Below are 21,194 nucleotides of genomic sequence, written 5' to 3'. Positions count from 1 at the left end.
TTTGTTCGTCTCACCCAACTCGTCTCAGACGACCCGTCTCACCGAAGGACACTCATGAACCGCCAACCAGCACCCCACCCCCGCCGCACCTTTCTGGGCGCCGCGTCACTGGCCGCCGTCGCCTCCCTCGCCTTGACGGGATGCATGGCCGGTGAGGACGCCGACGGCGCGGCCGCCCCCGCGGGCGGCGAACTGAACATTGACTTCGCCACCTACAACCCGCTGTCCCTGGTGATCAAGGAACAGGGGTGGCTGGAGGACGAGTTGGCGGATGAAAACGTCACCGTCAACTGGATCCAGTCCGCCGGGTCCAACAAGGCGAACGAGGCGTTGCGCGCCGGAGCCATCGACGTGGGTTCCACCGCCGGTTCCGCTGCCTTGCTCGCCCGATCCAACGGCTCCCCGATCAAGACGATCGACATCTACTCCCAGCCGGAATGGTCGGCGCTGGTCACGAACGCTGACTCGGACATCCAGGAGATCGAGGACCTGCGGGGCAAATCGATCGCCGCCACGAAGGGCACCGACCCCTACTTCTTCCTTCTGCAGGCGCTCGAGGCCGGCGGCGTCGATCCCTCCGAGGTCACGGTGCAGAACCTGCAGCACGCCGACGGCCGGGCCGCCCTCGCCAACGGATCGGTGGACGCCTGGTCGGGCCTCGACCCGATCATGGCCTCGGCCGAACAGGATGGGGCCACCCTGTTCTTCAGGGACATCGACTTCAACACCTACGGCTTCCTCAACGCCACCGAAGACTTCCTGGCGGAGAGTCCCGAGCTGGCCCAGACCGTCGTAAACGCCTACGAGAAGGCCCGCGAATGGGCCATCGAGAACCCCGAAGAGACGGCCAAGATCCTCGCCGAGGTGGCAGGGATCGACGTCGAAATCGCCAACGCGGTCATCATCGACCGCACCAACCTGGACGTTGACCCCATCCCGGGTGACGCGCAGCGGGCTGTGCTGGAGAAGATCGGTCCGGTGTTCGTCGAATCCGGTGACGTCTCCAGCCAGGAACAGGTTGACGAAGCGCTCGACACCCTCTTTGAAGACTCCCTGGTACGCAACGCGGATCCCACGGCGATTGAGGCCTCCTCATGACCCACATCGGGAATCCGTACGTGACCGGGAACAGCGTCACGGGCGTGAGCCAGACTTCCCTGGAAGCCTCCGGCTCCACCGTGGCAACGGCAGACGCCACCCAGCCGCCGCCCGAACGGGGCGGACCGGCACATGGATGGTCCCAGACCGGCCCGCTGCGGCGTGGCTGGGTGCGTCTGCTCCTCGGGCTGATCCTGCCCGGGCTGATCATCACCGTCTGGCAGCTGAACTCCGTCACCGGCCTGTTCAGCGCCGTCCAGGTGCCGCCGCCCGCGGCGGTGCTCAATGCGGCAGTCGAACTGATCCAGCGCGGCGAGCTGTGGACCCACATCGGCATCTCCACCCAACGGGTACTGCTGGGCTTCACCTTCGGCGCCGCCCTGGGCCTCGCGATCGGCTCACTCGTCGGGCTGTCCCGGATCGCGGACGCGCTGCTCGCTCCCACCATCGGCGCCTTGCGTGCTGTCCCGTCCCTGGCCTGGGTGCCGCTGCTCATCCTGTGGATGAAGATCGGCGAGGATTCAAAGATCACGCTGATCCTCATTGGCGCCTTCTTCCCCGTCTTCACCACCGTGTACCTCGCGCTACGGCACGTGGACCGGAACCTGGTGGAGGCCGGCCGGGCGTTCGGGTTGAAGGGCTTCAAACTGCTGACCACGGTGCAACTCCCGGCCGTGATTCCATCAGTGTTCTCCGGTCTCCGGTTGGGCCTCGCCCAGGCGTGGCTGTTCCTGGTCGCGGCTGAACTGATTGCCTCCTCGCTGGGGCTCGGATATCTGTTGAGTGATTCACAAAACAACGGACGGGTGGACAGGATCTTCCTGGCGATCATCCTGTTGGCGATCATCGGCAAAACCACCGATGCCCTCCTGGGGATCGCCGAGAAGTGGGCGGTCCGGCGATGGGCGTGAGCCTTCAGGAGGCCGACCCCCTGACCGAGACGGACCGCCTGGCGTTCTGGGAACAGCAGGCGCGCCGGCTGGACTGGGCTGCCGAATGGACCACGGCGCACAGCTTTCAGCCAGCCCGGCCGGTATCGGGTGGCGCCGACGGGCAGCTCACCGTCCCGGCGATCGAGTGGTTCGCGGGGGGCCGCCTCAACGTGGCCCACAACTGCGTGGATCGGCACGTGGATGCCGGGCTGGGCAGCAAGGTCGCACTGCATTTCGAGGGTGAGCCCGGGGACCAGCGAACGGTCACCTACTCGGACCTGCAGGAGGAGGTGTCACGCGCAGCCAACGCCTTGCTGAACCTCGGGATCGGCAAGGGCGACCGCGTGGTGATCTACCTACCCGTGCTCGTGGAAACGATTGTGGTCACCCTGGCGTGCGCGCGAATCGGGGCGGTGCACTCACTGGTGTTCGGCGGATTCTCTGCTGAAGCCTTACGCTTCCGGGTTGAGGACACCGGCGCCAAACTGTTGGTCACAACTGACGGGCAGTACCGGCGCGGCGCAGCGGTGCCGGTCAAGACCAACGCCGATCAGGCCGTGTCCGGTTCCAACAGCATCGAACATGTTCTGGTGATCCGCCGGACCGGCAGCGACATCGAGTGGACCGAGGGCCGGGACGTCTGGTGGCATGACGCAGTCGGCGCCGCGGCCCCGCATCACGCTGCCGAGGCGTTCGACGCCGAGACTCCCCTGTTCATCATGTACACCTCCGGCACCACGGGTAAGCCCAAAGGCCTGGTGCACACCTCCGGTGGGTACCTGACCCAGGCGTCGTGGAGTTTCGACTACCTGTTCAGCAACCCCGATCCGTCGCAGCGGGACCAGGACGTCCACTGGTGCACCGCCGACCTTGCCTGGGTGACCGCCCATACCTACGAGATCTACGGTCCGCTCTCCAACGGCGCCACCCAGGTGATCTTCGAGGGCACTCCCAACACCCCACATCCGGGGCGGCACTTCGAGATCATCCAGCGTTACAAGGTGACCAGCTATTACACGGCCCCCACCCTGATCCGGTCGCTGATGGGCTGGTTCCCGGACGGCGTGCCTGCCAGCTACGACCTGTCCTCGATCCGTCTCCTCGGCACCGTCGGTGAGGCCACCAACCCCGAGGCCTGGCGCTGGTTCAGGGAGCACCTCGGGGCTGGCACCGCACCGGTCGTCGACACCTGGTGGCAGTCAGAAACCGGCGCCACCATCCTCTCTCCCCGCCCCACTGACCCCTCGTTCAAGCCCGGTTCTGCCTCCCGCGCCCTCCCCGGCGTGAGCACCCGGATTGTCGACGACGCCGGAAACCCGGTACCCACCGGTGAGCAGGGCCTGATCGTCGTGGACCGCACCGGACCGGCGATGGCGCGCACCGTCTGGGGCGACCCGCAGCGCTACCTGGATTCCTACTGGCGAAAGTTCGCCGCCCAGGGCTGGTTCCTGGCCGGTGATGGGGCCAGGAACGACGACGACGGCGACACCTGGATCCTCGGCCGGGTCGACGATGTGCTCAACGTGTCAGGCCACCGGCTCTCGACCATCGAGATTGAATCGGCCCTGGTTGCTCACCCGTGGGTGGTCGAGGCCGGCGTCTGTCCGGTCTCCGATCCGCGGACCGGCCATGCGATTGCCGCCTTCGTGGTGCTGGCTGCGTCCCACGGGGCCGGCGCGCACGCGGCGGAGGAGGTGAGCCGGGTCTTGCGGGACCACGTCGCGGCGGTGATCGGGCCGATCGCCAAGCCGGCCGCCGTCGTCGTCGTCGCGGACGTCCCGAAGACCCGGTCCGGCAAGATCATGCGCCGACTCCTGACGCAACTGTTCGAGAACACAACGCTGGGTGACACCACTTCCCTGCAGAACGAGGCGTGCGTGCCCGGCATCGCTGCCGCACTGGCCGCAAGGGCGTCACCGTGACCCCGCCTGTAAACCCCACCGGAGGGACAACCCGCAACGGAGAGCAACAATGTTGGTCGACCGTGAGAGGACTGTCACACTGGTGGGGACCATCCCGAGCGGTTGAGAGATCTGGCTCATTGACACCGCAGCAACCCTGGCCACTGCCCACGGCAGTGACATTAGGGTGCTAATGCCAGGCACGATGGAGGACCACTATGGCTATTGACCTTTCCCAACCCCTGAAGTTCGCGTACTGGGTGCCCAATGTGAGCGGCGGCCTGGTGGTCTCCACCATTGAGCAGCGCACCAGCTGGGACTTCGAGTACAACAAGAAGCTGGCCCGCATCGCGGAGGACGCCGGCTTCGAGTACGCCCTCTCGCAAACCCGGTATGCGGCGTCGTACGGCGCCGACAAGCAGCATGAGGCCACGTCGTTCTCCCTGGCGCTGCTCGGTGCGACCGAAAAGCTGAAGGTGATCGCCGCCGTCCACCCCGGCATGTGGCAGCCCGGAGTCCTGGCGAAGTTCATCATCACCGCTGACCACATCTCCGGTGGTCGGGCGGCGGTGAACATTGTGTCCGGCTGGCTGAAGAGTGAGTTCACCGGGTTCGGGCTGCCGTGGCTGGAGCACGACGAGCGCTACGTCCGCACCGAAGAGTTCATCAGGATCCTCCGCGGCCTCTGGACCGAGCAGAACTTCTCCCAGGCCGGCAAGTATTACAACATTACCGATTTCACCCTCAACCCGCCGCCCGTCGACGTGCCCGGGCGTCCACACCCGGAAATCTTCTTCGGCGGGAACTCGACGGCGGCGCAGGCCACTGCTGGCCGGGTGGCCGACTGGTACTTTTCCAACGGCAAGGACCTCGAGGGATTCAAGGAGAATATCGCCGGCGTGCAGGCCTCAGCGGCCGACGTCGGCCGCGACCCCCGGTACGGGCTCAACGGTTTTGTGATTGCCCGCGATACCGAGAAGGAAGCCCGCGAGACGCTCCGCGAGATCGTGGCCAAGGCCCACAAACCGGCGGTGGAGGGGTTCCGGGGCGCAGTGCAGGAAGCCGGGGCCTCGACCAAGGATGGCAAGGGCATGTGGGCGGACTCGTCCTTCGAGGACCTGATCCAGTACAACGACGGCTTCAAGACCCAGCTGATCGGCACCCCCGAGCAGATCGCCGAGCGGATCATCGAGTACAAGAAAATCGGCGTGAACCTGATGCTGACCTGCTACCTCCACTTCCAGGAGGAGGTCGAAGCCTTCGGCAAAGACATCCTCCCCATCGTCCGCGAACTCGAAGCGGACCTCGCCCGTAAAGAGGGCCTAGATTTCAATGTTGACAACCAGATTAAGGCAGGTGTCTGATGGCTGATCGCAGCTTCGGTTTCCGTACACGCGCTCTTCACGCGGGTGGCACCCCCGACTCGGCCCACGGCGCCCGAGCGGTACCCATCTACCAGACGACCTCGTTCGTGTTCAAGGACACGAACGACGCCGCCAACCTCTTCGCGCTCCAAAAGTACGGCAACATTTATTCGCGGATCGGCAACCCTACGGTCGCCGCGTTCGAGGAGCGGATCGCGTCCCTGGAGGGTGGCATCGGGGCGGTCGCGACGGCGTCGGGCATGAGCGCCGAATTCATCACGTTCGCGGCCCTCTGCCAGGCCGGGGATCATATTGTCGCCGCGTCGCAGCTCTACGGCGGCACGGTCACCCAACTCGATGTGACCCTGCGCCGGTTCGGCATTGACACCACCTTCGTCCCCGGCACGGATCCCGCTGACTATGCTGCGGCCATCCAGGACAACACGAAGGCCGTCTACGCGGAGGTGATCGCGAACCCCTCGGGTGAAATCGCCGACATCCAGGGGCTAGCGAAGATCGCCCACGACGCCGGTGTGCCGCTGATCATCGACTCCACCCTGAGCACCCCCTACCTGATCCGGCCCATCGAGCACGGCGCCGACATTGTGATCCACTCCGCCACCAAGTTCATCGGCGGGCACGGGACCACCCTGGGCGGCGTCGTCGTCGAGGCCGGAACCTTCAACTGGGGTAACGGCCGGTTCCCCACCATGACCGAACCGGTCCCGTCCTACGGCAATATCCAGTGGTGGGCCAACTTCGGCGAGTACGGCTTCCTGACCAAGCTGCGCACCGAGCAGCTGCGGGACATCGGGCCGTCCCTCTCCCCCATGTCAGCCTTCCAGCTGCTGCAGGGCGTGGAAACCCTGGCCCAGCGGATGGACGAACACCTGTCCAACGCCCAAGCGGTCGCCGAGTGGCTGGAGAACGACCCTCGGGTGGAGTACGTGAACTTCGCGGGCCTCCCCTCGCACCGGCATTTCGAGCGGGCCGCCAAGTACCTGCCCCAAGGGCCCGGGTCGGTCTTCAGTTTTGGGGTGAAAGGGGGCAGGGCGGCAGGGCAGAAGTTTATTGAGTCGCTGCAGCTGGCCTCACACCTGGCCAACGTGGGCGATGCGCGCACCCTGGTCATCCACCCCGGCTCGACCACGCACCAGCAGCTGTCCGCCGAGCAGCTGGTCACGGCCGGCATCCCCGAGGACCTGGTCAGGATTTCGATCGGACTCGAGGACCTGGACGATATCCTGTGGGACATCGACCAGGCACTGGACCTTGCCACTGCAACCTCGCAGGGCTCAACATCTACTCCGCACGAGGGAGCCACCGCATGAGCGCCAATCTGGAAACGGTACGGACCTGGGAGGGCCCGTCCGCCCCTGAACGACTCTCGCTCCTGCGTCACGCCAAGTCGGTGGCGATCATTGGGGCGTCGGATAAGCCGTCCCGCGCGTCGTACTTCGTGGCCACCTACCTGCAGTCGTCGTCGCCCTACCGCTTGTACTTCGTGAACCCGGTGGCGAAGGAGATTCTGGGGCAGCCCGTGTACGCGTCCCTGGCCGACCTACCGGAGGTCCCCGACATCGTCGACGTGTTCCGGAAGCACGATGATCTGCCCAGTGTCCTTGAGGAGACGAAGGCTGTTGGCGCGAAAACACTATGGCTGCAGTTGGGGTCCTGGCATGAGGACGTTGCGCACGACGCCGAGGAGGCGGGCCTGAACGTGGTGATGGACCGCTGCATCAAGATTGAGCACGCGCGGTTCCACGGTGGACTCAACCTGGCTGGCTTCAACACCGGAGTGATTTCGTCGAAGCGGCAGGTTACCGCCTAGCCCCACCCATCATCTAGCCCCATCCCACACCCCATCGAGTCCCGTTGGTTGGGGGGCAGGGTGGCTGGGCTAGTGGGACTCGACGATTTCCTCGTTGCGCGCGAATCGGCGGTTCTTGAGCACGGGCAGGAACTCGCGGACGTCGGCGATCCGTCGGCGTGACACGTTGGTGGTGACCACTCCCTCTTCCTCGTCGGTGAGGAAGACCTGCGGGATTCCCATGGGGTCGAGGATCGCCGAGTGCCCGATGGTATGCCCGCTCGAGGTCCCGGCTGCCGCGATCCAGACGGTGTTCTCGATGGCGCGGGCCTTCAGCAGGGTTTCCCAATGATCCACCTTGTGATCGCCCTTGAACCAGGCGGCCGGCACCAGGATCAGATCCGCCCCGCGGTCGGCGAGCGCACGTGCCTGTTCCGGGAAGCGGATGTCGTAGCAGGTCATGAGCCCCACTGACAGGTCACCGATCGTGACCACCTTGATGCCGCCGTCGCCGGGTTTGATCCGGGTGGACTCCTGATAGCTGAAAGCGTCGTAGAGGTGAAGTTTGCGGTAGGTGTCGACAATCTTTCCCGTGGCATCCACCAGGACCAGCGTGTTGTAGGGGCGGTCCTCGCCGCTCCCCTCATACCCGCCAGCAACAATGGCTATGCCGAGCTCGACGGCGATGAAGGACAGCTGCTGCACGAAGGTCGACCAGTTTTCGTCGACGGCAGCCGCCAGCGAACCCTCCACCTTCCCGATGGAGAACATGGATTCCTCGGGGAAGACGATCAGCTCGGACCCTTCGGAACGCGCTTGTTCGGCAAGCCCACGCATGGTCTTGAGGTTGTCCGAGACGCTACCGCCCGGTCGGAACTGCCCAACGCTGATCTTCATCGTCGCCGCTTTCAGTCATGAAATAGGTGCCCTCACAGCCTACCGAATGCCTGAACGTCTTATTGTTGGGTTATGACACTGCAACCTATCGTCCCCGGCCCCGGCCAGGAATCAGTGTGGGACTACCCGCGACCGCCACGGCTGGAGCCCACCACCGAGCGGGTGCTGATTGAGTTCGGCGGTATGGTGATCGCCGACAGCACCGATTCGGTCCGGGTCCTGGAAACCAGCCACCCCCCGGTGTACTACGTTCCGATGGGCGACTTCGTCGCCGGCGCCCTGGCTCGCGTGGAGGGCTCATCGTTGTGTGAGTACAAGGGGATGGCAGCGTATTACGACGTCGTCAGCGGGCAGCACCGCGCACCCCGCGCCGGGTGGACCTACCCAACCCCCACCCCCGGCTTCGAGGCACTGCAAACCCGGGTAGCGATTTATCCGGGAGCAATGGACCGCTGTCTTATTGACGGTGAAGTGGTCAAGGCGCAGGAGGGCGACTTCTACGGCGGCTGGATCACCAGCCGCATCGTCGGGCCTTTCAAAGGCGCCCCCGGCACTTGGGGCTGGTAGTCCGGGCCCAGTCCCGACAGTGCGACCCCGCCGTCGAACGGTGACGCCCAGCTAACGCTCATAGAGGACTGATACCTTCGCAGGTTGGTTATCTATCTGGCAGGAGAATATTGTGCGGAAGAAGTTTTTACTGAGTATTGCCTTGGCCGGAATTGTCTCGGTGGTGTCCGCGTGCGGCACCCCCGAAGACGGCAGCGAGTCGGGATCCGAGACGTCGCAGGCCCCCGCCAATGAGAGCGCAGCGCCCGAAGCGGCCCCCGAAGTTGCCGACGCCGATCTGGAAGGCGTGCCTGACGTCGTGGCGCTGGTCAACGGCACCGAGATCCTGAAGGCGGACTTCGAATCGGTCTACACCGCCCAGTACGAGCAGGCCGCAATCCAGTCTCAGATGTCAGGGGAAGCAGTCGACCAGGATGAGCTCAAAACCCAGACCATCGAGGGAATGATCGGCACCGAACTGCTGGTTCAGGAAGCTGACGAACGGGGGATTGAGGCAAGCGACGAAGCAACTACCGCAGCACTCGATGAGCTCGTAGCAGCCAACCAGCTTGGTTCGGCCGAGGAGTTCTACGCAGCGCTCGCCGAGCAGGGCATGGACGAGGCGACAGTCAACGACCAGCTCGCCACCCAGGTCCAGGTGGAACAGCTCATCCAGGAAGAGGCTGGGGACTCCGCACCCTCCGAGGAGGAGCTCACCACCGCCTACGACGAGGCAGTGGCCCAGCAGGAAGAGCAGAACGCCCAGAGCGGCGAAGAGACCGAGGTTCCCCCGTTCGAGGAAGCACGGCCAGCTCTCGAGGAGCAGCTCCAGACCCAGAAGGAATCCGCCGCAGCGGAGTCCCTGGTATCCAGCCTCCGCGAGGAAGCTGACATCACGATCAACCTCTAAGGCAGGTGGTGCCGCAGCTAGAGGGCTGCGGCACCGGGACTGACCGGCGTCCGGTCAGGGGATTCCATCGCGAACCATGACGCCAGTTCGTCGGCTGGAAGTGGCCGGGCGTAGTGATATCCCTGGGCCAGGTCGCAGGCGAGCCCGATCAGGGCCTCACGCTGCCCCTCGGTTTCGACGCCCTCGGCTACCGCCTTGATCCCGACGGCGTGGGCCAGCAGGTACCCGCAGGGGGCATGATCGAAGAGCGCCTGATAGTCCAGCCCGGCGGCGCTCACGGCTGCCGCCGGTGAGCGGGAAAGGCTCGCTCAGAAAACGCCGTCGGCGCCATTTCCGCCCCTCAAAAGTTGTGTGGGCGACGACCTGGATTCGGGTGGTTGTCGGCTCCTCACTGAACTGTCGGCGAGGCGGACCGAAATGTAAGCGTTTAGGCGCGACGGCGCCGAATCCGGATCGGCCCCTTGCTGGTGGACGGATCGATGACCGCTCCGCCCTGCGTAATCTCCACCTCACCGGCGGCAACTAACCGCTTGGCAGCGTCCCGGGACGCCTCCATCAGGTCCCGCCACTGCCCGTCGGATACTGCGCGGGCAGCCTCCGACGGGCAGATCGTCGCCTCGGGGGCCCGCTCGTCGAGGAGCCGCCGAATGGCGTCCTCAAGCAGCCGACCGGTGTCGTCGCCAGCGGGGCCCAACCGGTTCCCTAACCGATCAGGTCGTTGATGACGATGGTCTGGTCCCGGTCTGGACCCACGCCGATGGCCGAGAACCGGGCACCTGACATCTTCTCCAGCGCCCGAACGTACACCTGCGCATTATCGGGCAGGTCATCGATAGTCCGCGCGGTGGTAATGTCCTCGGTCCAGCCCTCGAAGTACTCGAAGATGGGTTTGGCGTGGTGGAAATCGGTCTGGGTCATCGGCATCTCATCGTGCCGGACGCCGTCGACGTCGTACGCCACGCAAACCGGGATCCGCTCGATCCCGGTGAGCACGTCAAGCTTCGTCACGAAGTAGTCGGTGAAGCCGTTGACGCGGGCCGCATGGCGGGCCAGGACGGCGTCGTACCAACCGCAGCGGCGTGGCCGCCCGGTGTTGACACCGAACTCGCCGCCCTTCGTCTGCAGGTACATGCCCATGTCGTCGAAGAGTTCGGTGGGGAAGGGACCGGCGCCGACGCGCGTGGTGTAGGCCTTGATGATGCCCACTGCGCGGCTGATCCGGGTAGGGCCAATCCCCGAGCCGACCGATGCGCCACCCGCGGTGGGGTTCGACGAGGTCACGAACGGGTAGGTGCCGTGGTCTACGTCCAGGAACGTGGCCTGGCCGCCTTCCATGAGCACCACCTTGCCGGCGTCGAGCGCCTCATTCAGCACATAGGTGGAATCGATGACCAGCGGCCGGAGGCGCTCGGCGAAGCCGAGGAAATACTCGACCACTTCCTCCACCTCCACGTCACGCCGGTTGTACACCTTGACCAGGAGTTCATTCTTCTGGGCGAGTGAGCCTTCAACCTTCTGCCGCAGGATCGACTCATCGAAGACGTCCTGGACCCGGATCCCCAGCCGTGCCACCTTGTCCATGTAGGCGGGACCGATGCCGCGCCCGGTGGTGCCGATGGCCCGCTTGCCCAGGAACCGTTCAGTGACCTTGTCCAACACCTGGTGATACGGAGCGACCAGGTGCGCGTTCGCCGAAATACGCAACTTGGACGTGTCGGCGCCGCGCGCCTCGAGCCCCTCGATCTCCTCGAAGAGTGCCTCAAGGTTGATGACGCAGCCGTTGCCGATGATGGGGACCGCGTTGGGGCTCAGGATGCCTGCGGGAAGGAGCTTCAGCTCGTACTTTTCACCGCCGACGACGACGGTGTGCCCCGCGTTGTTCCCGCCGTTTGGCTTGACGACGTAGTCAACCCGCCCGCCGAGTAGGTCTGTTGCTTTGCCTTTACCTTCGTCGCCCCACTGGGCTCCGACAATAACGATCGCTGGCATGGGATCCTCCCCCATCGTTGCGGCGGCATCCGGACACCGTGCCGATGCCGCCAGAAGTGCATGAGAATGCCCCAAGACCTCAGTGCATTGCGGCAAGAGATCTGGGGCTCTTACCACCCAAGTTTAGCAACAGATCCCGTTGACGCTCGGCTTGATGATTACCCGGCTCCGGCAGCGGCATCCACAACCGACTTCTTGACCTGTTCTGGGTCCCGGAAGCCTCGAGCTCCTCAGCCCGGACGATTGTCCCGCCGGAGTGGGTTCAGCAGGTGGCTTCGCCCCTGCCAGGCCAGCACCATGGCACCGGCGCCCAGCAGCACGTTGGTCCACAGGTACCCCACGTCACCGTTGACGATGTTCGTCACCGCGGCGCCGGTCATGACAAGAACGAGCAGCAACGCTCCCGGGGTGCGCACCCTGGGAACGAATAGGGCAGCACTCCCGATGAATTCGCCGGCAGCGGTCAGGTAGACAGTCCAGCCGGGAAGCCCGGATTCCTGGAACGGGAGCAGCGCGGCGGGGTCCCCCATGACCTTCTCGATCCCGGCCCGGACAAAGAAGAACGCGAGCACGGCGGCGAGCGCCACCCACACCAGTTCCATCCGGTTCGTCTGCATAGGCTCATGATGCCACCTGGGGCGCACCGGGAGGGGAGAATATGATCATGGATCGATTTGTTGGCAACATTGCGGGAGTTGGTACCGCCGCCGGAATCCGGTTGGTCGTTGGCCTGTGGGCGGATTCGCCGCTGGGCGCCTTTACCGACGTCATGGTGGAGGACGACGGCGGCCGGCGCACCCTGCTCGCGCCGAACCAGGCCGTCGCGGACTACGTCAGCGCTACCTACACGTTCGATCAGATTCAGGTGGTGGACGTGGTCTCCACACTCGACGAGCATCGGCTGACGGTGTCAGCGGCGCCGCTCGAACTGACCGCCGACCTTGGCGGCGTGACAGGGCTCGGTCGGCTGCTCAGCCTCGTTCCCGCCCGGGTAGCAACGTCACCGCGCTGGCTCAGCCTGATCAACCCGGTGGCCGGTCTTGTGATGCCGGGGGTGCAGACGGCGGGTTCGGCGGGCAACGGCCGCACCGAGTATTACGGGGTGACGGCGGCGGTGAAAATTGCGGCCGCGTCGGTGCGCTGGCACGGCAGGGACCAGGGCGCACTCGCCCGGCTGTCCCCACCGGTGCGGTTCGGGTTCAGCTCCGCCCCGGCCGCGCCGATGCTGGTCACCGTGGTGACCAGCATCAAGCGACCGTCAACCTAGTTTTTCACCTTCAGTTGCCGAGCTGCCTGCTGGCTTCCGGATCGGATTCGCCGAGGAACTTGGCAATGCGCTCCGCCTCGTCCATCTCTCCGATGGAGGCCGCAGCCCTGCCCAGCGCGTACAGCGAGCGGAGGAACCCGCGGTTGGGTTCGTGCGAGTACGGGACCGGGCCGGTGCCCCGCCATCCGTTCCGCCGCAGCGCATCGAGGCCGCGGTGGTACCCGGTTCGGGCGTACGCGTAGGACTCGATGGTGCGCCCCTCGGCGTAGGCCTCATCCGCGAGGATGGCCCACACCAACGACGACGTCGGGTACTTGGCGGCGAGGTCTACCGCCTCGTCGCCGGCGTCGAGGCGTGCACCCAGGTCCGTTTCCTCGGGGAGGAGGGTGGGCTCGGGGCCGAGGAGGTTGCGGCGGAATTCGTCCGACATGCTAGAGCTTCTTCCCGGCGGATCCCAGTGATGCTGCGGCCTCGACCACGCGGGCTGCAAGACCGGCCTCGGCTGCGGCGCCCCACACCCGTGGGTCGTAGACCTTCTTGTTGCCAACCTCGTTGTCGACCTTCAGCACGCCGTCGTAGTTCTTCAGCATGTGGTCCACCACGGGTCGGGTGAATGCGTACTGCGTGTCGGTGTCGATATTCATCTTGATGACGCCGTAGGAGACAGCGTCGGAGATTTCCTGGGCTGAGGAACCGGATCCGCCGTGGAACACCAGGTCGAAGGGCTTGTCCTTGCCCAGCTTGGCGCCGATCTGATCCTGGATGTCCTTGAGGATTTCGGGGCGGAGCTTCACGCCGCCGGGCTTGTACACGCCGTGGACGTTGCCGAAGGTCAGCGCTGTGAGGTAACGGCCGTGTTCGCCGGAGCCCAGGGCCTCAACGGTGGCCAGTGCGTCTTCGACAGTGGTGTACAGCTTGTCGTTGATGGCGTTTTCGACGCCATCCTCTTCACCGCCGACAGTGCCGATCTCGACCTCGAGGATGATCTTGGCAGCCGCCGCGCGGGGCAGGATGTCTTTGGCGATCCGCAGGTTCTCTTCAAGGGTTTCCGCTGAACCGTCCCACATGTGGGACTGGAAGAGTGGGTTGCCGCCGCGCTTGACTGCCTCTTCCGATGCGGCAAGGAGGGGGAGGACGAATGCGTCCAGTTTGTCCTTGGGGCAATGGTCGGTGTGCAGCGCAATATTCACGTCATACTTCTTGGCCACCTCGTGGGCGAAGGCTGCGAATCCCAGGGATCCCACCACCATGTCCTTGACCGACGCACCGGACCAGTACGCTGCTCCGCCGGTGGAGACCTGCACAATGCCGTCGGATCCGGCCTCGGCGAACCCCCGCATTGCGGCGTTGAGGGTCTGGGAAGAGGTGACGTTGACGGCCGGATATGCGAAGCCCCCGGCCTTGGCACGGTCGATCATTTCCGAATAGATCTCAGGTGTTGCGATAGGCATAAGGACTCCTCTGTGGAATGCGTATTAGACAGGCGGGATGGGTAACGGACCGCTCATTCCATCCTATTCGACTGCTCGTTCGGCAGAAACGACCCGGAGGGTCAGGTTTGCCGCTTGCAACCGCCAAACCTGACGGCGGGGGCCGTTTCTGGCCCCGCACCACGCTAAACGGCCTCACCTGACCAGGCTAGACGCCCTGACCGAACACGTGCCGGCGAACCCACCCGTGCATCGCGATCGCCGCAGCCGCCGACGCGTTGATGGACCTCGTTGAACCGAACTGGGCAATGGACAGGGTGGCATCGGCGGCGGCGTGGACTTCCGGGGTCAGACCCGGTCCCTCCTGGCCGAAAACCAGCACACAGTTCTCCGGCAACTCGTAGGTTTCCAGCGGCACCGAGTCCGGGAAGTTGTCGATCCCGATGATCCGTAGTCCCTCGCCGCTGGCCCAGGCAACAAATTCCTCGACGGTCGGGTGGTGTCGCACGTGCTGGTAGCGGTCGGTGACCATGGCACCCCGACGGTTCCAGCGTCGTCGTCCGATGATATGGACTTCCTTGGCCATGAAGGCGTTGGCGGTACGCACCACGGAACCGATGTTCAGGTCGTGCTGCCAGTTCTCAATCGCCACGTGGAAGTTGTGACGGCGGGAATCGAGGTCGGCGACGATTGCGTCGTGCGTCCAGTAGCGGTACTGATCGACGACGTTGCGGGTGTCACCTGCCGCCAGCAGTTCGGGGTCCCACTGGCTGCCCGCCGGCAACTGACCCTCCCAGGGCCCGACACCTACCGGAATGAGCGGAATTTCGGGATTTTCTTTCACGCTCCCAGCCTAAGGTGAAAGACTGGGACCGATAGCACCGCCCGGACGGCAGGGAGAGATCACATGCGCGAGAACGAACACATCGAATGCTGGCTGACGGACATGGACGGTGTTCTCGTTCACGAGAACCAGGCCATCCCAGGCGCGGCCGATCTACTTGACCGTTGGGTGGCCACCTCCAAACGGTTTTTGGTGCTGACCAACAACTCCATCTACACACCCAGGGATCTGGCGGCGCGGCTCAAAGCCTCGGGCCTGGAAATTCCCGAGGAGAACCTGTGGACGTCGGCCCTCGCCACGGCCCAGTTCCTCAAGGAGCAGCTGCCGGGTGGACGCGCCTACGTCATCGGCGAAGCCGGATTGACGACGGCGTTGCACAACGCGGGTTTCGTGCTCACCGATCAGCACCCCGACTATGTGGTGCTGGGTGAAACCCGCACCTATTCGTTCGAAGCCATCACCAAGGCGATCCGGTTGGTGGAAGGCGGCGCACGGTTCATCGCTACCAACCCGGATGTGACCGGGCCATCCAAGGAAGGGCCGCTTCCTGCCACCGGCGCCGTGGCGGCGCTGATTACCGCCGCCACCAGTCGTGTCCCCTATATTGTGGGCAAGCCTAATCCCATGATGTTCCGGTCGGCGATGAACCAGATCGACGCCCACTCGGAAACCACCGCCATGATCGGCGACCGGATGGACACCGACATCATCGCGGGGATGGAGGCCGGACTGCACACCGTCCTGGTGCTGACCGGGATCACCCAGCGCGCCGACATCGACGCCTACCCGTTCCGTCCCGCCCAGATCCTGGAGTCGGTGGCCGACCTGATCGACCAGGTGTAGGCAGTGGCGGGAATCCTGAACCTGCGCGACATCGCTCAACTCACCGCCTCCGATCCGAGGGCGCCCGCGCCGGGCCGGGTGTTCCGTTCCAGCCAGCCCTTTGACTGGGACCTCGTCGCGACGATGGAGTTCCTTGCCGGCCGGGGCATCGAGACAATCGTCGACCTGCGCAGCGAACGTGAGGCGGGGATGGTGCCCTGGCTGGTCGCCGCCGACGCCGGGATCGACGTCGTCGCCGCACCGCTCGACCCCTCCGAGGCCAACCCCGCATCGACCATGGGCTTGTTGACCGCCGAGGACCTGGGGAATTACTACGTCGGTTGGCTGCATAGCCGCCCGGGAGCGGTGGTCAGCGCCCTCGAACCGATCGTGGCGGGCCGCACCACGCTGGTGCACTGTGCGGCAGGTAAGGACCGGACGGGCGTGATCACCGCCGTCGTCCTCCTGGTCGCCGGGGTGTCCGACGAGTTGATCATCCAGGACTACGCCCACACCACGGGCGCCCTGCCCGAAATCCTGCCAGCACTGGCGAAGCTCTGGCTGGGGAACGCCCCATCCGGTTCGCAACGGATGTCGTTCGACAACCCGCCGGTAATCCTCACCTCCCCGGCTGCAGCCATGGCCACGTTCATCGACGGGCTGCGCCGCGAATACGGGACCGTTGACGCTTTCCTGACGGGAGCTGGCATGGACCGCCACGATCTGACGCGACTGCGGAAGACACTCAACGGTCAGTAGACGGTTCGCAGCGACCCGCCACGTGGGAGCGGCAGGAACTCCTCCTGCAGCGCCACCACAATGCCCTGATAGATCAAGGGGTTCCACTGCGGGCTCGCGTGGGCTGGGAGCGCACCCTCGGTGACGTAGTCAGCAGACACCAGGTTGTCCGGGAACGCTTCAGCCCATCCCGGCCGGGTCGTCGTGTAGTTCACGGTGTTGTCATTGGGGTTGCCGATGAAGGCAATCTGGGTATCCCCCAGGGTGCCCTGGAACCGGGTGACGTTGTAGTGGTAGATGTACGACGACTGTGACTGGATCAGCAAACTCGACGGCGCCAGCGGAGACAGTTGCTCGAGGGTCTGGTTCATGACCTGCTGCCAGCTGCGTTCGTTCTTGTTGACGATCCGCTCTCCCAGCTCGTATCCGCCCCTCAATACGGTAGGCACCCGGTATCCGGCGTCGTAGAGGCGCACCACACCCTCGAACACCGCCTGGTCCAGCACATCGGTGCGGGAATGCGGACTGGAGTCGAGGATGATCAGCTTCACGTTGATCCCCAACTCACGCAGCTGCGACGCCACCTCGATGGCTACCATCCCACCAAAACTGTGCCCATAGAAGTAGAGGGTTTCGACCTGGAAGATCCGTACATAGCGGTTCAGTGCGGCAACAATGTTGGTGATATTCAGCCCACGGTTCGAGTACCCCATGACTGAAATCTGTCCGCGCTGCGCGAGGGCCGGTCGAAGGGAGTTGGCGATCCAGCCGCCCTCTTCCCAACTCGTTTTGTACCCGGGGAAGATGATCCATCGGGTTCGGGGGAACCGCCGCGCCGCCTCCTCATCCTCAACCGGGAGGAGCTGCAGCTCCTCCCGTTCCTCCTGGATCCTCCTTGTCAGGAACAGGTCGGCGGCGAGGGTGAGGCCGAACCCGGAGCCGACCAGGAAAGAGCGGCGGGACATGCCCTTGATCCCGTGCGCGTAGCGAAGCAGCCGTTCGGCGTCCTCAGTCATAGGTAGTCGGGGGTGTTACCCCAGACCGAGCTCGTCTTTGCCGAAAGCGTAGAGGTACGGCACCCCTGCCTCAGACTCGATGCGTTCCTTCGACCCGGTGTCGCGGTCGACGATCACCGCCACTGCCTGCACCTTGCCACCAGCCCGCCGGACACCCTCGACAGCGGTCAACGCTGACCCACCGGTGGTGGAGGTGTCTTCGAGCACGACGACGGACCGGCCAGTAATGTCCGGGCCCTCCACCTGGCGGGCCATGCCGTGAGTCTTCTGGGTTTTGCGCACCACGAACGCGTCAATGCCACGGTTGTCGCGGGCCGCGGCGTGCATCACGGCGGTGGCCACCGGGTCAGCTCCCATGGTCAGGCCGCCGGCGCTCTCGAAGGCGATTCCGGCGTCGTCGAGCAACTCCAGCATGACCTGCCCCACCAGTTGGGATGCTTCGTGGTGCAGGGTGATCCGGCGAAGGTCAATGTAATAGTCGGCTTCCTTGCCGCTGGACAGCGTCACTTTCTCGTGCACGATGGCCAGTTCCTGGATCAGTTCACGCAGGCGGACGCGGGCGGTGCTATCGGCGGTCATGGTTGCAATCCTAATGTCTTTCGGTACCGGAGATGCCAGGTCCCAGTCAGTGTGACCGGACGCCAAGTGCCTTTCCCCTGGCATGCCTAAACCTGTCAGGGGGCGCTCAGGCTCGCGGTTTCGATTGATTCCGGCGACAGGACGTGGGAAATGGCCATCACCGAGGCACCCCGGACACCAGCATTCTGCCCGGCAACCGATGGCACAATCCGCAGGTGCTCAGTGGCCAAAGGCAGGGAACGCCGGTAGACCACTTCGCGGATCCCGGCCAGCAGGTGCTCGCCCGCCTGCGCCAGGCTCCCACCGATCACGACCACCGATGGGTTGATGAGGTTCACGCAGGTGGCCAGCACATCGCCGATGTCGCGGCCCGCCTGGCGGATCACCTGGATGGCGTCGCGGTCGCCCGAACGCACCAGGTCGATCACCCCTTGACTGGAAGTCAGTTCACCCCCGGTAAGTGCGTTCAATGCTGCCGCGAGCGCGGGCCCGCCGGCCAGGGCTTCGAGGCACCCCGTGTTTCCGCAGCGGCACGGAATCTCACCACCGCGTGGGACCCGGACGTGGCCGAGGTCCCCGGCCGTGCCCTGCGCACCGCGCTGCAGCATTGATCCTGAAATGATCCCGGCGCCGATACCGGTGGCCACCTTGATGAACATCAGATCGGTGGTGTCCGGCCAGTTACCGCTCAGCTCGCCGAGGGCCATGATGTTGACGTCGTTGTCGACGAGCACCGGCACGTTGAAGCTGCGTTGCACCAGCCCCGGCACGTCGAACCGGTCCCAGCCCGGCATGATCGGCGGGTTGATAGGCCTGCCCGTCTCGTGCTCCACCGGCCCGGGCAACCCAATGCCGATCGCTGCCAGTTCGGAGCTGGACCGCTTTGCCTCCCGCAGCAGGGTACCGATCGCTGCCACCAACCAGCCCAGCACCGTCTCTGGCCCGTCGGAGATGGTCATGGACTGGCGTGCGCTGGCTAGTTCTGTTCCGGAGAGGTCCGTCAGGATTACCAGGGCGTGGGTGGCGCCCAGATCGGCGCCGATCACCACCCGTGCCCCGGGGTTGAGGGCGAACAACGACGGCGGCCTGCCGCCGGTCGACACGGCACCCCCGTACGGGGCGACCAACCCGAGGGTCATCAGCGTCTCCACCCGTGAAGCGACGGTTGACCGGGCCAGCCCGGTGAGCTGAGCCAGTTCCGCCCGGGTCCGCGGCTGCCCATCGCGGAGGAGCTGGAACACCTCGCTGGCACCAGGAGCAGGTAAAGCCGAGGTTCGGGCCTGCTTTTCGGACTCAATCTTCAACACAGTTTCAGTAAACCACGCGGAACTTCGGCGTGTCTCACATTCCACTAATTCATGTACAACGGCCTACTTTTGAATGATGCTCGACAAAAGTATAAGTTCCATGTCACAGTGGGCTGGTGGATAACGATGTCTTCCCCTCAGAGTCTCGGGACAGCACCTCGACGGTGCTAAGTGTCTCCGGACTGTCCAAGAGTTTCTTTGGTATTGAGGTGCTGAAAGATGTCTCCCTCCACCTGAACATCGAGGATCGTTCGTCTGCGGCCGCCATCATCAGTGCCGGAGAACACCTGGTGCACGTCCAGGTCTGCGGCAATGACCGTGGTGCCCCCGGCGGCGACCAGACCGACTGGACCGGCATCCTCGAAGCCCTCGATACGGTGGGCTACGAGGGTCCACTGAATATTGAGAGTTTCACCTCGCACAACGCCAGCATTGCCATCGCCGCCTCCATCTGGCGGCCCCTCGCCGAGTCCCAGGACCGGCTAGCCCAAGACGGCCTCGCCTTCCTGCGCTCGATCACGCCGCCCAGGACCGCTACGCCCCTGCCTCAAGGAGACCACCGATGACCACCCCCGCCTCGGCAGCAGCTGCCGTGCCCGGCACGCTCGGGGTGGCCGTTCTCGGCTACTCCTTCATGGGGAAGGCGCACTCGAACGCCTGGCGCAATGTGAACGCTTTTTATCCGACCCCTCGCGTGACCCAGCAGCTCCTGGTTGGTCGGGACGCCGGTCACGTCGCCGACGCCGCCACCCGATTCGGCTGGGCCGAAAGCTCCACCGACTGGCGGGAAGTGCTGGAGCGCGACGATATCCACATTGTCGACATCTGCACCCCCGGCCACCTGCACGCCGAACTGGCGATCGCCGCGTTGGAGGCAGGCAAACACGTCATCGTCGAGAAGCCGCTCGCCAACTCGGTTGCCGAAGCCGAGCTGATGGTCGCAGCGGCTGTGGCAGCCCGGTCCCGCGGCGTCCAGTCGATGGTCGGCTTCAACTATCGACGACTTCCCGCGCTCGCCCTGGCGCGGACCCTGATTTCTGACGGGCGGGTGGGGGACGTCCGTCAGATTCGCGTGAGTTACCTGCAGGACTGGCTAGCCGACGAGCGGGCCGCCATGAGCTGGCGTCTGCGCAAGGCATCGGCCGGTTCCGGTGCCCTGGGCGACCTGGCATCGCATGCTGTTGATCAGGTGGCCTTCCTGCTCGATGACCCGGTGGCGAGCGTGTCCGGCACGGTCAATACGTTCGTGGCGGAGCGTCCCGGCCCGGCCGGCCCCGAACAGGTAACCGTCGACGACGCCGCCTGGGCCACCCTGCGACTCGCCTCCGGGGCGGTCGCCAGCCTTGAAGTCTCGCGGTTCGCGACGGGGCGCAAGAACTCGCTGCAGATTGAGATCTATGGTTCCCGGGGTGGGCTGCGCTTCGATTTGGAGCACCTGAACGAGTTGCAGTACTTCGACAGCGGCACACCGGCAGAGTTGCAGGGGTACAGCAAAATACTGGTCACCGAGCCATCCCACCCGTACCTTGGAGCTTGGTGGCCCGCCGGGCACACCCTCGGCTGGGACCACACCTTCACCAGCCAGGCAGCCGACTTCCTCACAGCGATCAACTCGGGCACACCGACGACGCCGTCGTTCGAGGACGGATTGGCAACCCAGCGGGTACTGGCCGCAGTGGAGGCCAGCGCCGCCCAGGCGGGCGCCGCCGTCGCACCCGCCTGAGACGATCTATTGCACGCAGGA

Annotated in this window: 24 protein-coding genes and 1 riboswitch; of the genes, 13 read left to right on the top strand and 11 right to left on the bottom strand. The window is 64.9% G+C overall.

The window, feature by feature from the left end; genetic code table 11:
- Positions 1 to 54 precede the first annotated feature (54 nt).
- The 6 genes from DDA93_RS06810 to DDA93_RS06785 all read left to right on the top strand — a co-directional run bounded on the left by DDA93_RS06810 (position 55) and on the right by DDA93_RS06785 (position 7,126).
- Positions 55 to 1,098, top strand: coding sequence for an aliphatic sulfonate ABC transporter substrate-binding protein (locus DDA93_RS06810; protein ID WP_019483276.1), 1,044 nt, complete (start codon positions 55 to 57; stop codon positions 1,096 to 1,098).
- On the top strand, positions 1,095 to 2,009 hold the full coding sequence (locus tag DDA93_RS06805) for an ABC transporter permease (protein ID WP_019483277.1): 915 nt from the start codon (positions 1,095 to 1,097) through the stop codon (positions 2,007 to 2,009). Before DDA93_RS06810 ends, DDA93_RS06805 begins: the two co-directional genes overlap by 4 nt.
- Entirely contained in the window at positions 2,000 to 3,952 is a 1,953-nt protein-coding gene (acs, locus tag DDA93_RS06800) for an acetate--CoA ligase (RefSeq protein ID WP_050994969.1), read from the top strand. Before DDA93_RS06805 ends, acs begins: the two co-directional genes overlap by 10 nt.
- A gap of 86 nt (positions 3,953 to 4,038) precedes the next feature.
- Positions 4,039 to 4,143, top strand: a riboswitch (SAM riboswitch).
- 6 nt (positions 4,144 to 4,149) lie between these two features.
- Positions 4,150 to 5,295: a dimethylsulfone monooxygenase SfnG gene (gene sfnG, locus DDA93_RS06795; protein WP_116778360.1), complete on the top strand. Its 1,146-nt coding sequence runs from the start codon at positions 4,150 to 4,152 to the stop codon at positions 5,293 to 5,295.
- Positions 5,295 to 6,626, top strand: a complete 1,332-nt coding sequence (locus DDA93_RS06790; protein ID WP_024476238.1) for an O-acetylhomoserine aminocarboxypropyltransferase/cysteine synthase family protein — start codon at positions 5,295 to 5,297, stop codon at positions 6,624 to 6,626. Before sfnG ends, DDA93_RS06790 begins: the two co-directional genes overlap by 1 nt.
- The gene (locus tag DDA93_RS06785; RefSeq protein WP_024476239.1) at positions 6,623 to 7,126 is read left to right on the top strand and encodes a CoA-binding protein; all 504 of its coding nucleotides are present in this window, start codon (positions 6,623 to 6,625) and stop codon (positions 7,124 to 7,126) included. The genes DDA93_RS06790 and DDA93_RS06785 overlap by 4 nt, the downstream gene beginning before the upstream one ends.
- A gap of 69 nt (positions 7,127 to 7,195) precedes the next feature.
- On the opposite strand, the gene DDA93_RS06780 is transcribed toward DDA93_RS06785, so the two are convergent.
- Complete coding sequence (locus tag DDA93_RS06780) at positions 7,196 to 8,002, bottom strand: carbon-nitrogen hydrolase family protein (protein WP_019483282.1); 807 nt, start codon at positions 8,000 to 8,002, stop codon at positions 7,196 to 7,198.
- A gap of 72 nt (positions 8,003 to 8,074) precedes the next feature.
- On the opposite strand from DDA93_RS06780, the gene DDA93_RS06775 reads away from it, so the two are divergent.
- Together DDA93_RS06775 and DDA93_RS06770 are read left to right on the top strand one after the other, a co-directional pair.
- Positions 8,075 to 8,569, top strand: coding sequence for a DUF427 domain-containing protein (locus tag DDA93_RS06775; protein WP_116778359.1), 495 nt, complete (start codon positions 8,075 to 8,077; stop codon positions 8,567 to 8,569).
- A gap of 112 nt (positions 8,570 to 8,681) precedes the next feature.
- A complete protein-coding gene (locus DDA93_RS06770; RefSeq protein WP_024476240.1) occupies positions 8,682 to 9,458 on the top strand; it encodes a SurA N-terminal domain-containing protein in 777 nt (258 codons plus the stop codon).
- Between the two features lie 17 nt (positions 9,459 to 9,475).
- Here the strand turns inward: DDA93_RS06770 and DDA93_RS06765 are convergent, their stop codons facing one another.
- From DDA93_RS06765 to DDA93_RS06750, 4 genes are all read right to left on the bottom strand, one after another.
- Positions 9,476 to 9,736 (bottom strand): EAL domain-containing protein, encoded by a 261-nt coding sequence (locus tag DDA93_RS06765; RefSeq protein WP_019483285.1) that lies wholly within the window; start codon positions 9,734 to 9,736, stop codon positions 9,476 to 9,478.
- Between the two features lie 149 nt (positions 9,737 to 9,885).
- Positions 9,886 to 10,152, bottom strand: a complete 267-nt coding sequence (locus tag DDA93_RS06760; protein ID WP_019483286.1) for a DUF3253 domain-containing protein — start codon at positions 10,150 to 10,152, stop codon at positions 9,886 to 9,888.
- Positions 10,153 to 10,160: 8 nt separating this feature from the next.
- Positions 10,161 to 11,447 (bottom strand): adenylosuccinate synthase, encoded by a 1,287-nt coding sequence (locus DDA93_RS06755; RefSeq protein ID WP_024476241.1) that lies wholly within the window; start codon positions 11,445 to 11,447, stop codon positions 10,161 to 10,163.
- A gap of 230 nt (positions 11,448 to 11,677) precedes the next feature.
- Positions 11,678 to 12,064: a DoxX family protein gene (locus DDA93_RS06750; RefSeq protein WP_019483288.1), complete on the bottom strand. Its 387-nt coding sequence runs from the start codon at positions 12,062 to 12,064 to the stop codon at positions 11,678 to 11,680.
- Between the two features lie 47 nt (positions 12,065 to 12,111).
- Here DDA93_RS06750 and DDA93_RS06745 point away from each other — a divergent pair, with 47 nt between their 5' ends.
- Positions 12,112 to 12,714 carry a hypothetical protein gene (locus DDA93_RS06745; protein WP_035747412.1) on the top strand — a complete coding sequence of 201 codons (603 nt, stop codon included), beginning with the start codon at positions 12,112 to 12,114 and terminating at the stop codon, positions 12,712 to 12,714.
- A gap of 10 nt (positions 12,715 to 12,724) precedes the next feature.
- On the opposite strand, the gene DDA93_RS06740 is transcribed toward DDA93_RS06745, so the two are convergent.
- The 3 genes from DDA93_RS06740 to DDA93_RS06730 all read right to left on the bottom strand — a co-directional run bounded on the left by DDA93_RS06740 (position 12,725) and on the right by DDA93_RS06730 (position 14,988).
- A complete protein-coding gene (locus DDA93_RS06740; RefSeq protein WP_019483290.1) occupies positions 12,725 to 13,144 on the bottom strand; it encodes a DUF3151 domain-containing protein in 420 nt (139 codons plus the stop codon).
- 1 nt (position 13,145) lies between these two features.
- Entirely contained in the window at positions 13,146 to 14,165 is a 1,020-nt protein-coding gene (fbaA, locus tag DDA93_RS06735; protein WP_019483291.1) for a class II fructose-bisphosphate aldolase, read from the bottom strand.
- 187 nt (positions 14,166 to 14,352) lie between these two features.
- Complete coding sequence (locus DDA93_RS06730) at positions 14,353 to 14,988, bottom strand: TrmH family RNA methyltransferase (RefSeq protein ID WP_019483292.1); 636 nt, start codon at positions 14,986 to 14,988, stop codon at positions 14,353 to 14,355.
- Between the two features lie 63 nt (positions 14,989 to 15,051).
- Between DDA93_RS06730 and DDA93_RS06725 the strand changes: the two genes are divergently transcribed.
- Together DDA93_RS06725 and DDA93_RS06720 are read left to right on the top strand one after the other, a co-directional pair.
- Positions 15,052 to 15,831 carry an HAD-IIA family hydrolase gene (locus DDA93_RS06725; protein ID WP_019483293.1) on the top strand — a complete coding sequence of 260 codons (780 nt, stop codon included), beginning with the start codon at positions 15,052 to 15,054 and terminating at the stop codon, positions 15,829 to 15,831.
- A gap of 3 nt (positions 15,832 to 15,834) precedes the next feature.
- Positions 15,835 to 16,569, top strand: coding sequence for a tyrosine-protein phosphatase (locus DDA93_RS06720; RefSeq protein ID WP_019483294.1), 735 nt, complete (start codon positions 15,835 to 15,837; stop codon positions 16,567 to 16,569).
- Here the strand turns inward: DDA93_RS06720 and DDA93_RS06715 are convergent.
- The 3 genes from DDA93_RS06715 to DDA93_RS06705 all read right to left on the bottom strand — a co-directional run bounded on the left by DDA93_RS06715 (position 16,563) and on the right by DDA93_RS06705 (position 19,441).
- A complete protein-coding gene (locus DDA93_RS06715; RefSeq protein WP_019483295.1) occupies positions 16,563 to 17,564 on the bottom strand; it encodes a thioesterase domain-containing protein in 1,002 nt (333 codons plus the stop codon). The genes DDA93_RS06720 and DDA93_RS06715 overlap by 7 nt on opposite strands.
- 15 nt (positions 17,565 to 17,579) lie before the next feature.
- The gene (gene pyrE / locus DDA93_RS06710) at positions 17,580 to 18,143 is read right to left on the bottom strand and encodes an orotate phosphoribosyltransferase (RefSeq protein ID WP_019483296.1); all 564 of its coding nucleotides are present in this window, start codon (positions 18,141 to 18,143) and stop codon (positions 17,580 to 17,582) included.
- Positions 18,144 to 18,238: 95 nt separating this feature from the next.
- Positions 18,239 to 19,441 (bottom strand): ROK family transcriptional regulator, encoded by a 1,203-nt coding sequence (locus DDA93_RS06705; RefSeq protein ID WP_116778387.1) that lies wholly within the window; start codon positions 19,439 to 19,441, stop codon positions 18,239 to 18,241.
- Positions 19,442 to 19,566: 125 nt separating this feature from the next.
- On the opposite strand from DDA93_RS06705, the gene DDA93_RS06700 reads away from it, so the two are divergent.
- Both DDA93_RS06700 and DDA93_RS06695 read left to right on the top strand, forming a co-directional pair.
- Positions 19,567 to 20,016 carry a TIM barrel protein gene (locus DDA93_RS06700; protein WP_024476243.1) on the top strand — a complete coding sequence of 150 codons (450 nt, stop codon included), beginning with the start codon at positions 19,567 to 19,569 and terminating at the stop codon, positions 20,014 to 20,016.
- On the top strand, positions 20,013 to 21,173 hold the full coding sequence (locus DDA93_RS06695) for a Gfo/Idh/MocA family oxidoreductase (protein ID WP_019483299.1): 1,161 nt from the start codon (positions 20,013 to 20,015) through the stop codon (positions 21,171 to 21,173). The genes DDA93_RS06700 and DDA93_RS06695 overlap by 4 nt, the downstream gene beginning before the upstream one ends.
- The last annotated feature ends 21 nt before the right edge of the window (positions 21,174 to 21,194 follow it).

The organism is Arthrobacter sp. Bz4, from assembly GCF_003075455.1.
Lineage (GTDB): Bacteria > Actinomycetota > Actinomycetes > Actinomycetales > Micrococcaceae > Arthrobacter_D.
This window is presented reverse-complemented; position numbering and strand designations above follow the sequence as displayed.

Bases quoted from the DNA above. Each gene is read 5' to 3' on its own strand.
- fbaA (WP_019483291.1), bottom strand. From the start codon at position 14,165: ATGCCTATCGCAACACCTGAGATCTATTCGGAAATGATCGACCGTGCC.
- DDA93_RS06715 (WP_019483295.1), bottom strand. From the start codon at position 17,564: ATGACTGAGGACGCCGAACGGCTGCTTCGCTACGCGCACGGGATCAAG.
- DDA93_RS06755 (WP_024476241.1), bottom strand. From the start codon at position 11,447: ATGCCAGCGATCGTTATTGTCGGAGCCCAGTGGGGCGACGAAGGTAAA.
- DDA93_RS06775 (WP_116778359.1), top strand. From the start codon at position 8,075: ATGACACTGCAACCTATCGTCCCCGGCCCCGGCCAGGAATCAGTGTGG.
- DDA93_RS06785 (WP_024476239.1), top strand. From the start codon at position 6,623: ATGAGCGCCAATCTGGAAACGGTACGGACCTGGGAGGGCCCGTCCGCC.
- DDA93_RS06810 (WP_019483276.1), top strand. From the start codon at position 55: ATGAACCGCCAACCAGCACCCCACCCCCGCCGCACCTTTCTGGGCGCC.
- acs (WP_050994969.1), top strand. From the start codon at position 2,000: ATGGGCGTGAGCCTTCAGGAGGCCGACCCCCTGACCGAGACGGACCGC.
- DDA93_RS06790 (WP_024476238.1), top strand. From the start codon at position 5,295: ATGGCTGATCGCAGCTTCGGTTTCCGTACACGCGCTCTTCACGCGGGT.
- DDA93_RS06695 (WP_019483299.1), top strand. From the start codon at position 20,013: ATGACCACCCCCGCCTCGGCAGCAGCTGCCGTGCCCGGCACGCTCGGG.
- pyrE (WP_019483296.1), bottom strand. From the start codon at position 18,143: ATGACCGCCGATAGCACCGCCCGCGTCCGCCTGCGTGAACTGATCCAG.
- DDA93_RS06805 (WP_019483277.1), top strand. From the start codon at position 1,095: ATGACCCACATCGGGAATCCGTACGTGACCGGGAACAGCGTCACGGGC.
- DDA93_RS06750 (WP_019483288.1), bottom strand. From the start codon at position 12,064: ATGCAGACGAACCGGATGGAACTGGTGTGGGTGGCGCTCGCCGCCGTG.
- DDA93_RS06725 (WP_019483293.1), top strand. From the start codon at position 15,052: ATGCGCGAGAACGAACACATCGAATGCTGGCTGACGGACATGGACGGT.
- sfnG (WP_116778360.1), top strand. From the start codon at position 4,150: ATGGCTATTGACCTTTCCCAACCCCTGAAGTTCGCGTACTGGGTGCCC.
- DDA93_RS06745 (WP_035747412.1), top strand. From the start codon at position 12,112: ATGGATCGATTTGTTGGCAACATTGCGGGAGTTGGTACCGCCGCCGGA.
- DDA93_RS06740 (WP_019483290.1), bottom strand. From the start codon at position 13,144: ATGTCGGACGAATTCCGCCGCAACCTCCTCGGCCCCGAGCCCACCCTC.
- DDA93_RS06780 (WP_019483282.1), bottom strand. From the start codon at position 8,002: ATGAAGATCAGCGTTGGGCAGTTCCGACCGGGCGGTAGCGTCTCGGAC.